The 14,871-nt window shown below is 71.9% G+C and carries 8 protein-coding genes; 7 read left to right on the top strand and 1 reads right to left on the bottom strand.

Going from position 1 to position 14,871, the window contains the following annotated elements; all coding sequences use genetic code 11:
• Positions 1-102: 102 nt before the first annotated feature.
• The 6 genes from hrpA (at position 103) to VGU03_RS04585 (ending at position 12,328) form a co-directional block, all read left to right on the top strand.
• Complete coding sequence (hrpA, locus tag VGU03_RS04610; protein WP_327479000.1) at positions 103-4,284, top strand: ATP-dependent RNA helicase HrpA; 4,182 nt, start codon at positions 103-105, stop codon at positions 4,282-4,284.
• Between the two features lie 110 nt (positions 4,285-4,394).
• The gene (locus VGU03_RS04605; protein ID WP_327478999.1) at positions 4,395-6,509 is read left to right on the top strand and encodes a bifunctional (p)ppGpp synthetase/guanosine-3',5'-bis(diphosphate) 3'-pyrophosphohydrolase; all 2,115 of its coding nucleotides are present in this window, start codon (positions 4,395-4,397) and stop codon (positions 6,507-6,509) included.
• A 75-nt stretch (positions 6,510-6,584) separates the two neighbouring features.
• Entirely contained in the window at positions 6,585-8,333 is a 1,749-nt protein-coding gene (locus VGU03_RS04600) for a hypothetical protein (RefSeq protein WP_327478998.1), read from the top strand.
• Between the two features lie 10 nt (positions 8,334-8,343).
• Positions 8,344-9,171 (top strand): SDR family oxidoreductase, encoded by an 828-nt coding sequence (locus tag VGU03_RS04595; RefSeq protein ID WP_327478997.1) that lies wholly within the window; start codon positions 8,344-8,346, stop codon positions 9,169-9,171.
• Positions 9,172-9,491: 320 nt separating this feature from the next.
• Complete coding sequence (gene mrcB / locus VGU03_RS04590; RefSeq protein WP_414655930.1) at positions 9,492-11,804, top strand: penicillin-binding protein 1B; 2,313 nt, start codon at positions 9,492-9,494, stop codon at positions 11,802-11,804.
• Positions 11,805-11,806: 2 nt separating this feature from the next.
• Positions 11,807-12,328, top strand: coding sequence for a tetratricopeptide repeat protein (locus tag VGU03_RS04585; RefSeq protein ID WP_327478992.1), 522 nt, complete (start codon positions 11,807-11,809; stop codon positions 12,326-12,328).
• 54 nt (positions 12,329-12,382) lie between these two features.
• On the opposite strand, the gene VGU03_RS04580 is transcribed toward VGU03_RS04585, so the two are convergent.
• The gene (locus tag VGU03_RS04580; RefSeq protein WP_327479047.1) at positions 12,383-12,772 is read right to left on the bottom strand and encodes an MAPEG family protein; all 390 of its coding nucleotides are present in this window, start codon (positions 12,770-12,772) and stop codon (positions 12,383-12,385) included.
• A 93-nt stretch (positions 12,773-12,865) separates the two neighbouring features.
• On the opposite strand from VGU03_RS04580, the gene VGU03_RS04575 reads away from it, so the two are divergent.
• On the top strand, positions 12,866-14,803 hold the full coding sequence (locus VGU03_RS04575) for an ATP-dependent DNA helicase (protein WP_327478991.1): 1,938 nt from the start codon (positions 12,866-12,868) through the stop codon (positions 14,801-14,803).
• Positions 14,804-14,871: the final 68 nt, after the last annotated feature.

The raw sequence follows: 14,871 nt of genomic DNA, 5'->3' as shown, positions 1-14,871 counted from the left end.
TTGCTCCTGGTGGGTACCGCGCCAAGGTAGCGGCCGGCCGGGCCCGAGTGAAATGAATCGTTCCGATCGGCGCCATAGCCTGCAGCTATGATGTGCGGTCCCATGAACGACACCTCGCCCTCCACGCCCCCCGCAGCCCGCCTGCGCGCCTTGCGCGAGGCGATGGCGGGCGTCTGCAGCCGCGATTTCGGGCGCTTGCTGGGACGCTGGCGCGGCCTGTCGCGCCAGCCCGACGCGGGCAAGCTCGACGTACTGGCGGCCGACATCGCCGCCTCGGCCGCACGCCGCCGGGCGCGCGCGGCAGCCAAGCCCGCGATCGCGCTGGACGAGGCGCTGCCGATCAGCGCGCGCGCCGACGAGATCGTGGAGCTCATCCGCAAGCACCAGGTCGTGGTGGTCGCCGGCGAGACCGGCTCGGGCAAGACCACCCAGCTGCCCAAGCTGTGCCTGGCCGCCGGCCGCGGCGAGGCGGGCATGATCGGCTGTACCCAGCCGCGCCGGCTGGCCGCGCGCTCGGTGGCGCGGCGCGTGGCCGAGGAACTGGGCACGGCGCTGGGCGAGCAGGTCGGCTTCCAGGTGCGCTTCAGCGACCAGGTGTCCGAGCGCACGCTGGTCAAGTTCATGACCGACGGCATCCTGCTCGCCGAGACGCAGGGCGATCCCTGGTTGTCCGCCTACGACACGATCATCATCGACGAGGCGCACGAGCGCAGCCTCAACATCGACTTCCTGTTGGGTTACCTCAAGCGGCTCGCCGCGAAGCGGCCCGAGCTGAAGATCATCGTGACCTCCGCCACGATCGACACGGCGCGCTTCGCCGAGCACTTCGGCGATGCGCCGGTGGTGTCGGTGGAAGGCCGCGCGTATCCGGTGGAAGTGCGCTGGCGGCCTGCCGACGCCATGGGCGCGCGCGGCGGGCGCGAACGCCGGCCGCAGGCTGGCGAGGCGGCCGATCGCGTGCAGCAGGGCAGCGCCGAGCACGTCGCGCTGGCGCTGGACGAGATCATGGCCGACCGCAGCCTGGGCGGCGGCCCCGGCGACGTGCTGGTGTTCCTGCCCGGCGAGCGCGAGATCCGCGACGCGCACCTGCTGCTCTCGCGCCGGCAGTACCGCGAAACTGAGGTGCTGCCGCTCTACGCGCGCCTCTCGGCCGCCGACCAGGACCGCGTGTTCAAGCCCGGCCCGAAGCGGCGCATCGTGCTGGCCACCAACGTGGCCGAAACCTCGCTTACGGTGCCGCGCATCCGCTACGTGGTCGATACCGGCAGCGCGCGGGTGATGCGCTACAGCCAGCGCAGCCAGCTCGAGCGGCTGCACGTGGAGGCGGTCTCGCAGGCCGCCGCCGACCAGCGCAAGGGCCGCTGCGGCCGCATCGGGCCGGGCATCTGCTATCGCCTGTACGACGAGGCGGATTTCCAAAGCCGCGCGCGCTACACCGATCCGGAGCTGCTGCGCTCCTCGCTGGCCAACGTGATCCTGCGCATGCTCTCGCTGAAACTCGGCGAGGTGGAGGACTTCCCGTTCCTGGAAGCGCCCGATCCGCGCATGGTCGCCGACGGCTACCGGCGCCTGGCGGAGATCTCCGCCATCGACGAGCGCCGCCACCTCACCGTCATCGGCCGCCAGCTGGCACGGCTGCCGATCGACGTGCAGCTGGCGCGCATGCTGGTGGAGGCGCAGCAGCGCCACGCCCTGCGCGAGCTGCTGGTGATCGTCGCCTTCCTGTCGATCCAGGATCCGCGCGAGCGGCCGGCCGATGCGCGAGCGCAGGCCGATGCGGCGCATGCCGTGTTCGCTGATCCGAAGTCCGACTTCGTCGGCGTGCTCAACCTGTGGCGCGAGTACACCCGGGCGCACGAAGAACTCACGCAGTCCAAGCTGCGCGACTGGTGCGGTCGGCACTTCCTTTCCTTCCTGCGCATGCGCGAATGGCGCGAGCTGCATCGGCAGTTGTTGCTGGTGGTGGCCGAGCTGGGCTGGAAGCTCGATGCTGGCGCAACGCCGGCTCCCTCTCCCCGCCGGGGAGAGGGCAGGGGTGAGGGGCCACGCTCGCGGCAAACTTCGGGCGAAGCGACCAAAACTCCCTCTCCCCCGGCCCCGCCGGGGGAGAGGGCTGGGGAGAGGGGGAGGCCTTTGCGCAGTACAGCGCCCACGTCCCGCCTCTCCAGGAAAGTTCAAGGCGAGCCCCGGCCCCTCACCCCAGCCCTCTCCCCGGAGGGGAGAGGGAGCGAGGATGCAACGAGCCCCGAGCTCTACGAATCCATCCACCGCTCCCTCCTCGCCGGCCTGCCCACCCAGGTCGGCCACAAGGACGAGAAAGGCGTCTACCGCTCCACCCGCGAACGCCGCTTCCAGGTCTTTCCCGGCTCGGCATTGGCCAAGACGCCGCCGGCGTGGCTCTTCGCCGCGCAGATCCTGGACGTCGGCGGCCGCGTGTGGGGCATGAGCTGTGCTCGTGTCGAGCCGGCCTGGATCGAGCAGCAGGCCGCGCACCTGGTGAAGGGGAGCTGCCGCGACGCGCACTGGTCGCGCAAGCGCGGCACGGTGGTGGCCTACGAGCAGGTCAGCCTGTTCGGCCTGACCTTGGTCGAGCGTCGGCCGGTCACCTTCCAGCAGCAGGACCCGGCGCTCGCCCACGCGATCTTCCTGCGCGAGGCGCTGGCTCGCGGCGAGCTTGACGCACGCGCCGATTTCGTGCGCGCCAACCAGCGCGTGCTGGCTCAGGCGCACGAGATCGAGGCCAAGCAGCGCCGCGAGGGCCTGGTGCGCGGCGAGGAGGAACTGGCCGGCTTCTTCGAAGGCAAGCTGCCGCAGGACATCGCCAGCACCCGTGCGCTCGATGCCTGGTACGGCCGCGCGCGTCCGGCCGAGCAGGCCGCGCTGCGCTGGTCGCTGGACGAGGTGATGGCCGGCGGCGCGGGCCTCGATCCGAAGGCCTTCCCCGCCACACTGGATGTGCCACCGCAGCGCTACAAACTCGAATACCGCTTCGTCCCCGGCGACGAGGCCGACGGCGTCACCCTGCAACTGCCGCTGGCGATGCTCAACGCGTTGCCGGCCGCGCGCTGCGAATGGCTGGTACCGGGCCTGCTCGCCGACAAGGCGGCCGAACTGATCCGCGGCCTGCCCAAGGCGCTGCGGCGCAACTTCGTGCCGGCGCCGGATTTCGCGCGCGCCTTCGCCGAGGCCGAGGCGCCGCGCGACCAGCCGTTGGTCGACGCGCTGGCCGCGTTCCTCAAGCGCGCCACGGGCGCGGAGGCGCCGCCGGCCGAATTCGCCGCCGTGGAACTGCCGCCGCATCTCAACATGCGCTTCCGCCTGCACGACGAGCGCGGCACGACGCTCGCCACCGGCCGCGATCTCGCCGCGCTGCGCGCGCAATGGGAAACCCAGGCGCGCGAAGCGTTCTCGCGCAAGACCGACGTGGAACTGACCCGCGAGGACGTCAGCCGCTGGGATTTCGAGGAGATTCCCGCGCAGGTGCGCTCCGAGGGCGGCCTCACCGCCTTCCCGGCGCTGGTCGACCTGGGCGAGGCGGTGGCGCTGCGCGTGTTCGAGCGCCACGACGAGGCACAGGTGGCGCACCGCAAGGGCGTCGAGCGCCTGCTGCGCAACGCGCTGGCGAGCGAGATGAAGCAGGCCCGGCGGCGCCTGCCGATCGCCAACCCGCTGTCGCTCAAGTACGCGCCGCTGGGCAGCGTCGATTCGCTGCGCGAGGACTTGGTCGAAGGCGGCTTCGTCGACCTGCTCGCGACGCACGACCTCGATGCGCGCACCGCCGGCGACTTCGAGGCGCTGCGCACCGCGCTCGCGCGCGAGCTGTTCGGCGCCGCCGTCGAGCGGCTAAAGCTCACCGAGCCGGTCATCGAGGCGCAGGCCGAGCTCAAGCCATGGTTGCAGCCGCCGCTGATCGGCTTCGCCCGCGCCAGCTACGACGACCTGCGCGAGCAGCTCGACGCACTGCTCGCGCCCGGCTTCGCCCGCGAATTGCCCACCGCGCGCCTCGCGCACTACCCGCGCTATGTGAAAGCCATGCGCCTGCGCGCCGAACGCCTGCGCCAGGACCCGGCCAAGGACCAGCAGCGCATGCTGCAGGTGCTGCCGTACTGGCGCGAGTACCTCAAGCACCAGGCGGCGGGCACCGGCGGCCTGGACGAACTGCGCTGGCTGATCGAGGAATGGCGCGTGTCGCTGTTCGCGCAGGAGCTCAGGACCGCCGAGCCGGTGTCGGCCAAGCGGCTGGCCAGGGCCTTGGAGGAAGTGCAGGCCGCGGGCTCGCGCTAGCCCCGGGAAGGGAGCCGGCGAAGGCACCCCTTCGCCCGCGAGGCGCCGCCTCCCCGCCCGAGCGGCCATCCCGAGCCCGCCCTAGAATGGAGGCCTAGAAGGTAGTCGCCATGGCCCCATCCTCCAGCTCCGTATCCACCCGCCTCGCGCAATGGCAGGCGCGCGCGGCTGCCTCACCGCTGCTCGCGGCGGCGCTGGATGCGTGTGCGCCGGCCAGCGAGACCGAGTGCGCGGACGTGCTCGACCTGCTCGCGATGCTCGGCTGCGACGCGCAGACGCAGGCCGCGGCGGTCTGGTTCGAGCTGGCCCAGCGTGATCCCTCGGCGTGGGAAGCGCGCGCCGGCGGCCTGCCGGTGGAGCTGCAGCGCCTGGTCGAGGGCCAGCTCGCCGCGCAGAAGGTCTGGGCATTGCATGCCCAGCGCGCGGCGGGCACGTCGGAGGGCCTGCGCCGGCTGCTGCTGGCGATCATCCGCGACCTGCGCGTGGTGTTCGTGCTGCTGGCGCGGCAACTGGCCAGGATGCGCGGCGCGGCGGCCCTGGCCGAAGCCGAGCGCACGGCGCTGGCCAGGCTCACCCGCGACATCCATGCGCCGCTCGCCAATCGCCTGGGCATCTGGCAACTGAAGTGGGAGCTGGAGGACCTCGCCTTCCGCTACCTCGAGCCGGACACCTACAAGCGCATCGCACGCCTGCTCGACGAACGGCGCGCCGACCGCGAGGCGTTCATCGCCCAGGTGCTGGCCGAGCTGGGCGCGGCGTTGCGCGATGCCGGCATCCAGGCCGATCTGGCCGGGCGTCCCAAGCACATCTATTCCATCTGGAAGAAGATGCAGCGCAAGGAGCTGGACTTCGCCGAGCTGTACGACATCCGCGCCGTGCGCATCTTGGTCGACAGCGTCGCCGATTGCTATGCCGCGCTGGGCGTGGTGCACGCGCAGTGGCAGCACCTGCCGCGCGAGTTCGACGATTACCTCGCGCGCCCCAAGGGCAACGGCTACCGCTCGCTGCACACGGCGGTGATCGGGCCGCAGGGCAAGACGCTGGAGGTGCAGATCCGCACCCACGCCATGCACCGCGACAACGAACTGGGCGTCGCGGCGCACTGGCGTTACAAGGAGGGCGGCGGCGCCGACGCCGAGTTCGAGGCCAAGATCGCCTGGATGCGCAAGCTGCTGGAGCCGCGCGCCGACGAGGAACTGGCGGCCGAGCTGCGCACCGAACTGATCGAGGACCGCGTCTACCTGCTCACGCCCAAGGGCGAGGTGTTCGACCTGCCGCACGGCGCGACGGTGCTGGACTTCGCCTACTACGTGCATACCGAGGTGGGCCATCGCTGCCGGGGCGCCAAGGTCAACGGTCGCATCGTGCCGCTGACCCACCAGCCGCGCAGCGGCGACCGCGTGGAGATTGTCACCGCCAAGAACGCCGAGCCAAGCCGCGACTGGCTCTCGCCGCACCACGGCTACTTGAACACCAGTCGCGCCCGCGAGAAGGCGCGCAGCTGGTTCCGCCGCATCGCCCACGATGCCAACCTCGCGGCCGGCCGCGCGCTGCTGGAGCGCGAGCTCAAGCGCCTGGCGCTGCCGGCGGCCGACCTGGCGCGGCTGCCCGCGCACTTCCACCTGAAGACCCACGAGGAGCTGCTGGTCGCGCTCGCGCTGGGTGAGGTCAGCGCCGGCCAGATCGCCCGCGTGCTGCAGGAGGCGGCGCATCCGGTCGAGCCGACGCCCGCGCCGGCGCCGCCCGTGGCGCGGCACGCCGCCCACGACCACGGCGCCTTGCGCATCGAGGGCGTGGGCAACCTGCTCACGGTGCTCGCGCGCTGCTGCCAGCCGTTGCCCGGCGACAGCGTGCGCGGCTTCATCACCAAGGGCCGCGGCGTCTCGGTGCATCGCGCCGATTGCGCGAGCCTGGCGCGGTTGGCGCGGCGCGACCCGGACCGCGTCATCGAGGTGGAGTGGGGGCGCGCCAGCGCGCAGTCCTACCAGGTGGACATCGAGCTGCACGGTTTCGATCGCAAGGGCCTGCAGAAGGACGTCACCAACCTGATCAGCAATGTCGGCACGCCGATCGTGGCGTCCTCCAGCCGGCTGGAGGGGCGTACCGGCGAGGTGGAGATGCGCTTCACCCTGCGCGTGCGCGATTTCGAGCAGCTTTCCGCACTGCTGGGCAAGCTGGTTGCGCTGCCCAACGTGGTGGACGCGCGTCGCGTCAGCGCAAGCTGAACGCTGCGCCGCCGCGGCCCGGCGCGCCGGGTTCGCGATGCTAAGCTGCAAGCGTTGCCAGGACAGCTTCGGACCATGAGCGGACGCAAAGACCACGATAGCCGGGACGGGAGCCGTGACGGGCGCACCGAACCCACGCTGGGCAATCTGCGCGACCTGGACGCACCGCACTCGCGTGCGGACGACCCGGACGACCGCCTGCCGCAGATCAGTTTCGAGGCGCCGCGGCGCAGCGCTCCGGTGCGCCGCCACCATCCTCGACTGCGTGCCTGGCACGTGGTCGTGGCGGTGCTCGTGCTGGCCCTGGCCGGTGGCGTGTGGACGCTGCGCCAGTACCAGAACAGCTTGCGCGACATGGTCCCGCGCACCGAACTCAATGACGTGCTGAGCCGCGCCGACGCCGCGTTGCGCGACGGCCACCTGGACGGCACCGACGGCACCAGCGCGCGCGAGCTCTACCAGTCCGCGCGTGCGCTGGAGCCGGACAACGACCGCGCACGCGACGGCCTGCACCAGGTCGGCATGGCCGAACTCTCCCGCGCCGACACCGCCTACCGCGCCGGCCACCTGGACGAGGCGCAGCAGGAACTCTCCGTCGCGCGCGAATTGCTCGGCGGCGGCAGCGACGTCGATCGGCTCGACCGCATGATCCAGCAGGCGCGCGGCGCCGCCGTCCCGGCCGACGGGCTGGTGGCGCAGGCCCAACAGGCCCTCGCCGCCGGCAAACTCACCGGCGCCGACGGCGCCGGCGCGCTGTACCAGCGCATGCTCGCCGCCGACCCGAACAACGCGGTCGCCAGGCACGGCCTGGACCAGGTCGGCGCCGGCCTGGCGGCGCAGGCGCGCACTGCGCTGGCCAACGGCGACCCGGCCACCGCGTCGGCCACCGTCGACCAGCTCGCCGCGCTGCTGCCCACCTACGGTGACCTGCCGGCGTTGCGCGCGGCGCTCGCGCAGGCGCAGGCGCAGCAGCAGGGCAACGGCGCGCTGCTCGCGGCGATCTCGCAGGGCCAGCAGGCCTTGCGCGACGGTCGCATCGCCGGCAGCGGCGACGACACCGCGCTGGCGCACTTCAAGGCCGCGCAGGCGATCGATCCGGACAACGTGCAGGTACGCGAAGGCCTGGGCCAGGTCGCGCAGGCGCTGGTGGTGCAGGCCAACGCCGCGCTCGACGCCGATGACACGGCGCAGGCATCCAGCTTGCTGGATCAGGCCGAGGCGCTGGCGCCCAAGTCCGCCGATCTGCTCGCCGCCCGTGCCCGGCTGCGCAGCGCGAGCGCACCACACACGCACGCACCGGCCAATCCGCCTGCGAAGGGCGCGCCTGCGGCGCCCACAGCGGCGGCCGAACCCCCGGCACCGCCGCCCCCCGCGTTGACCGCCGACCAGATCGACCAGGTCGCCGAACTGATCCACCGCGCACGCCAGGCGGCCACCAGCGGCCAGATCATGCTGCCGCCCGGCGAAAGCGCCTATGACCTGTACCGCAATGCGCTGGCCATCGACGGCAACAACCAGGCCGCGCTGCAGGGGCTGCAGGACCTTCCCGGCCTGGTCGTGCAGCAGTTCAACCAGGCGCTGGCCGATCGCAACCTGGCCAAGGCCAATGAGCTGATCGGCGCGCTCGGCGACCTCTCGCCAGGCGACTCGACCGCCGGCGTGCTGCGCGGACGGCTGGTCGACGCCTGGCTCGACCAGGCCGAGCGGCAACTCGACAGCGGCGACCGCGCCAACGCGGCGCAGTCGATCGACCAGGCGCGCAAGCTGGCGCCCTACCAGGCACGCGTGCGCGAGCTTTCGCTGCGGCTGCAGTCGGGCCGCTGAGCGCGCCAGCGTGACCGTCGCCGTATTCGGGGCCAGCGGCCAGATCGGCCATTTCCTGCTGCCGCGCCTGCGTGCGCGCGGCGAACCGGTGCTGGCCGTGAGCCGCCACCCGCACGCCGACGAAGACGGCTTGCGCTGGGTCCGGGGCAGCCTTCCCGACGGGGTGCCTGCCTTGCCGCCGTTGCGCGCGGTGGTCAGCTTCGGTCCATTGCAGCCGTTCGCCCGCTGGCTCGCATCGGCGGCGCCGGCGGAGGCGCCGCGCGTCGTCGCCACCAGCTCGATGAGCGCGCAGAGCAAGGCCGCCTCGGACGTGCCCGCCGAGCGGGAGATTGCCCGCCAGCTGGCCGAAGGCGAGGAGGAATTGGCCGCGGCCTGCGCCCGGCTCGGCTGCGCCTGGACCGTGCTGCGCCCCACGCTGATCTACGGCGCCGGCCGCGACAAGAGCCTCACCCCGATCGCGCGGCGGGCGATGCGCACGCGCATCTTCCCGCGTCCGGCCGGTCAGGGCCTGCGCCAGCCGGTGCATGCCGACGACATCGCGCAGGCGGCGATCGCCGCGATCGATCGCCCGGCCGACCGCGTGCTCATGCTCGGTGGCGGCGAGCGGCTGAGCGCGGGCGAAATGTTCGCCCGCGTCCAACGCAGCCTGCCGGTGGCGACGTTGCCGCTGCCGCTGCCGGCCTGGCTGTTGCGCCTGGGTCGCCATGCCGCGCCGCGCCTGCGTGGACCGCTCGCGCGGCTGGAGCAGGATCTGGTGGCCGACAACACCGAGCTGGAGGCATGGCTCGGCATCCACCCGCGTCCGTTCCGGCCCGATGCGGGTTGCTGGCGGCCGTAGCGAAGTTCCGGCCGGAAGGCTCGCCCGGACATCCGGCCCAAGAGCGCCCCCATCCGCCTGCCGGCGCCTTCCCCGCGAAGCGGGGAAGGACTCGGGTGTGGGAGTCGGGGTTTCGATCTTCCGCCGTTTGCGCGGGAAGTGCCCAAGGGCGGAAGGGGAGGCCTTGCGAGAGATCCCGCATCCCCGCCAGCCCAGAGCCACCACCGCGCCCGTGGCAAGCCACTTGCGCAGGCCTGCGTTCAGATGCGCGCGGGTAAGCACGCCCTATCATCGGGGTCACCTTAGGATCCAGGTCTCCCACCTTGGCACTGATCGATCGCATGGGCGCGCTTGCGCGCCACAGCTGGCGCTGGCTGCGCATCCCGTTCTGGGTCGTGCTGGGACTCGGGTTGGGCTTCCTGCTGCCGTACACGCTGATCCTCAACAAGCGAGTGCAGGACCGCTTCAACGAACTGGTCTTCGCCGTGCCCACGCGCGTGTATGCCCGCCCGCTGGAGCTGGCGCCGGGCGTGCCGATGTCGCCCTCGGCGCTGGAGCTGGAGCTGACCTTCGCCGGCTACACCCGCGACGCCAGCGGCAAGGTGCCCGGCAGCTGGAACCGCGAAGGCAGCCGTTATCTGATTTCCTCGCGCGGCTACGCCGGTCCCGATGGCGGCGAGCTGCCCAAGCGCATCCGCGTCACGCTGGGCAAGGGCGAGGTCGAATCGGTCACCGATCTGGCCAGCGGCGCGCCGATCAAGCTCGCCCACCTCGACCCCGCGCGCATCGCCACCGTGTACGGCGCGCAGCAGGAAGAGCGGCGCATCGTGCACCTGGCCGATGTGCCGCCGCTGCTGCTCAAGGGTCTGCAGGCGGTGGAGGACCGCGACTTCAGGCATCACATCGGGCTGGATTTCACCGCCATCCTGCGCGCGGCATTCGCCAACCTGCGCGCCGGCCACACCGTGCAGGGCGGCTCCACGCTGACCCAGCAGCTGGTGCGCAATCTGTTCCTGGACCGCAACCAGACCATCGTGCGCAAGTTCAACGAGGCGCTGCTGTCGCTGCTGATCGAGGCGCACTACTCCAAGGACCGCATCCTGGAGGCCTACATCAACGAGGTGTTCCTCGGCCAGCAGGGCAGCCAGGCGGTGCACGGCTTCGCCGCGGGCGCGGAGTTCTATTTCGGCCGGCGCATGGAGGACCTGCGTCCGCAGGAGATCGCGCTGCTGGTGGGCATGGTCAAGGGCCCGAGCTACTACGACCCGCGCCGCTTTCCCGAGCGCGCGCTGGCGCGGCGCAACCTGGTGCTCAAGGAGTTCTACGACACCGGCCTGATCGACGCCAACCAGGCCAACGCCGCGCAGGCCGCGCCGCTGGACATCGCCTCCAACGCGCAATTGCCGCACAACCGCTTCCCCGCCTTCATGCAGCTGGTGCGCGCGCAGATCACCAGCGATTTCGACAACGACACGCTGGGCCAGGGCAACCTGTCGATCTTCACCACGCTGGACCCGGCCGCGCAGATCTACGCCGAGCAGGCGATCGCATCCTCGCTCAAGGGCCTGGGCAGGCGCGGCGAGAAGGTGCAGGCCGCCGGCGTGGTCACCGACACGACCAGCGGCAACGTGCTGGCGGTGGTCGGCAGCAAGATGCCGGGCGACACCGGCTTCAATCGCGCGCTGGATTCGCGCCGGCCGATCGGCTCGCTGGTCAAGCCGTTCGTCTACCTGGTCGCGCTGACCGATCCTTCGCGCTGGAACCTGGGCACGCCGCTGGACGATTCGCCGATCGCCCTGCGCCAGCCCAACGGCAGCACCTGGATGCCGCACAACGACGACAACCTCTCGCACGGCCAGGTGCCGATGGTCGATGCGCTGGCGCATTCGTGGAACCTGGCCACCATCCACCTGGGGCTCGCCGTGGGCGTGCCGCGGATCAAGGCGTTCCTCGAATCCTTCGGCTTCACCGACATCAACCCCAGCCCGTCGATGCTGATCGGCGCGGTCGACCTCTCGCCCTTCCAGGTCGCCCAGCTTTACCAGTACCTGGCCGCCGACGGCCACGCGCTGCCGCTGCTGGCGGTGCGCGGCGTGATGGACGGCAACGGCCACACCATCAAGCGCTACGAGGTCGAGAGCGGCAAGGGCGAATACCAGGATGCGGTGCGGCTGGTGACCTGGGCGATGCAGCAGGTGGCCGAGTACGGCACCGCGCACAGCCTGGGCGAATCGTCGCTGGCCTGGCTCAATGCCGCCGGCAAGACCGGCACCAGCAACGACCTGCGCGACAGCTGGTTCTCCGGCTTCACCGGTTCTCACCTGGCGGTGTTCTGGATGGGCCGCGACGACAACAAGCCGACCAGCCTGTTCGGCGCCACCGGCGGCCTGCGCGCCTGGCAGGAGCTGTTCCGCCACCTGCCCACGAAGGCGCTTCCCGGTTCGCCCGGCGAGGGCCTGCAGATGGCCTGGATCGATCCGGCCAACGGCAAGCCCACGCAGCCGCAATGCCAGGGCGCGCGGCAGTTCCCGGTCGTCGCCGGCTCGCTGCCCGCCGACACCGAGGGCTGCTTCTGGCAGCGTGTCGGCGACTTCTTCGGCGGCAACGGCAATGCGCCCGCGCCCGCAGCCACCACGCAACCTGAGACTCACTGACGATGTACGCCGCTGCACGCTTCCGTTTCGCCTCCACCACGCTGGCCGCGCTGCTCCTGGCCGGCTGCTTCAACGCGCCGCCGCAGGAGCAGAAGCCGGCACCGCCCAGCTACGACCGGGTCGCGGCGATCCGCGCCGCTGGGGCACGTGAGAAGTCGGTGATCGACGTGGCGCCGCTGCGCGACCCCGGCATCGGCGGCATGCAGGATGCCGCGCAGGCGGACGAGCGCGCCGGCCGTTATGCGGACGCGGCGGCCAAGCTCGACCAGGCGCTCAAGCTCGCTCCCGAGTCGCCCGACCTGCTGCAGGACCGCGCCGAGATCGCCGTGCGCCTGCACGACTACGCCACCGCCGAACGCCTGGCGCGGCAGTCCTGGTCGCTCGGGCCCCAGTTGGGGCCGCTGTGCGCGCGCAACTGGCAGACCGTCGTGGAGATGCGCCTGCTGGCCGGCGACGAGGCGGGCGCCGCCGCCGCCCGCAAGGGCGTGCAGGCGTGCCACAAGGAAGGCGTGCCGCGCTACTGAGCGACGATCCCTCCCCCGCGAGGGAGGGGCGTCAGCGCGCCCCGCGCGGGGCGTTCAAAGCGCCGCCTTGAGCAACAGCACGATGCCGACGATGCTCACCGCCCATACCAGCGTGCGCAGGTAGGGGATGCCTGCGGCATACACCGGCACGTAGACCAGCCGCGCCCAGAAATACAGCTGGGCGCCCAGCGCGCTGCTGGCGTCCTGCCGTCCCAGCGCCACCACCGCGAGCGCCAGCGCGGCGAAGAACGCGAAAGTCTCCAGGAAATTGCCGCGCGCCCGGTCCAGTCGGCCGGCCACGCCGGTCAATGGCGCTCCTTCCTGGTCGCGCGCGCTGGCCGCCCAGCCCAGGCTGCGCTGGCCCACCGAGGCGATGGCCGCGATGCCGATCTGCAGCAGGCCAAGGATCACGCTCCACACCAGCATCTTCAGCTCGATCGCCATCGTGACGCTCCCCAGGTCGAAGTGCGGCCATGGTGCGCCCGTGCCGCCGCGCTTGCCAGTGCGCATGCCTGGCGCCTCGGCGATACTTGCGCGATGACCGATTCCGACGACATCGGCGCGCTGCTCGGCGCCGACGGCCCGTTCGCCCGCGAACTGCCCAACTTCGCCCCGCGCCTGGCCCAGCAGGCGATGGCGCGCGCGGTGGCCGGCGCGATCGAGCACCGCGACACGCTGATCGCCGAGGCCGGCACCGGCACCGGCAAGACCTACGCCTACCTCGTCCCTGCGTTGCTTTCGGGCGAGCGGGTGATCGTCTCCACCGGCACCAAGGCACTGCAGGACCAGCTCTACTTCCGCGACCTGCCCAAGGTGCGCGCGGTGCTCGGCACGCGCGGCAAGGCCGCGCTGCTGAAGGGGCGCGCCAACTACCTTTGCCTGCACCGCCTGGACCAGACCGTGCGCGAGGGCAGCACCTTCGAGCACACGCAAGCGTCGCATCTGGCCGCCATCCGCGCCTGGTCGGCGCGCACGCGCGCCGGCGACCGCATGGAACTGGCCGAAGTGCCGGAGGAGTCGCCGCTGTGGCCGCGGGTCACCTCCACGCCGGAGAACTGCCTGGGCGTGGAATGCCCGTTCTTCGAGGACTGCCACGTCGTCAAGGCGCGCCGCGAAGCGCAGGAAGCGGACCTGGTGGTGGTCAACCACCACCTGCTGTTCGCCGACCTGGCGCTCAAGCAGGAAGGCTTCGGCGAGATCCTGCCCGGCGCCGGCGCCTTCATTCTCGACGAGGCGCACCAGGTGCCCGAGCTCGCGGGGCAGTTCTTCTCCCAGAGCGTCAGCGCGCGCCAGCTCGCCGACCTCGCCGCCGACGCGCTGCGCGAATGCAACGGCGTCACCGGCGCCATCGGCTTGTTGCTGGAGCCGATCGAAGCCTTGCAGGACGCGCTGCGCCGCCTGCGTCTGGCGATGGAGCCGCTGCCCGCGCGCGGCCCCTTCCGGCAACTGGACGGCCTGGCCGCCACGCACGAAGGCCTGCGCGACCTGGGCGAGCTGCTCGCCGCCTTCACCGACCTGCTCGCCTCGCAGGCCGAGCGCTCGCGCGGCCTGGCCAACGCGCACGAACGCGCCGCCGTGCTCACCGAGCGGCTGGACCGCATCGCCGAGGGCGGCGGCGAGCAGGACGTGCGCTGGTACGAGCTGTTCCCGCGCGGCTTCGCCCTGCATGCCACGCCTCTGGACCTGGCCGGGCCGCTGCGCGCCATGCGCGAGCGCACCCAGGCCGCGTGGATCCATACATCTGCCACTTTGTCGGTGGCGGGCAGCTTCGACCACTTCGCCCGCCAGCTGGGCCTGGACGACCCGCAGGCGCTGCACCTGGACAGCCCGTTCGACTATGCGAGCCAGGCGCTCTGCTACCTGCCGGCGGGCCTGCCTGATCCCGGTGCACGCGACCACACCGAGCGGGTGATCGACGCTGCGCTGCCGGTGCTCGAAGCCTCCGATGGCCGGGCCTTCCTGTTGTTCACCTCGCACCGCGCCCTGCGCCGCGCGGCGGAGCTGCTCGCCGACCGGGTGCCCTGGCCGCTGTTCGTGCAAGGCAGCGCGCCGCGCCACCAACTGCTGCAGGACTTCCGCTCGAGCGGCCACGGCGTGCTGCTCGGCGCCGCGAGTTTCTGGGAGGGCGTCGACGTGGCCGGCGATGCGCTCAGCGTGGTGGTGATCGACAAGCTGCCCTTCGCCGCGCCCGACGACCCGGTCCTCCAGGCACGGCTGGACGCGCTGGAGCAATCGGGCATCAACCCCTTCATGGGCTGGCAGGTGCCGGCCGCCGCGATCGCGCTCAAGCAGGGCGCGGGCCGGCTGATCCGCGACGTGCACGACCGCGGCGTGCTGATGCTGTGCGACCCGCGGCTGACGACCAAGGGCTATGGCCGCCTGTTCCTCGCCAGCCTGCCGCCGATGCCGCGCACGCGCGAACTGGCCGACGTGCAGGCGTTCTTCCACGACGCGGCCTTGCCGATCGCCCGTTGAAGGGGCGGCCACGAGGGCGGGACGTCCAGCGAAACGAATCTCGCGGCGACACCCGCCCGCACTGCGGC

Source organism: Frateuria sp. (assembly GCF_035944355.1).
Taxonomy (GTDB): Bacteria; Pseudomonadota; Gammaproteobacteria; order Xanthomonadales; family Rhodanobacteraceae; genus Frateuria_A.
Note: the sequence above shows the minus strand (reverse complement) of the source record. Positions and strands in the feature narration are given on the sequence as shown.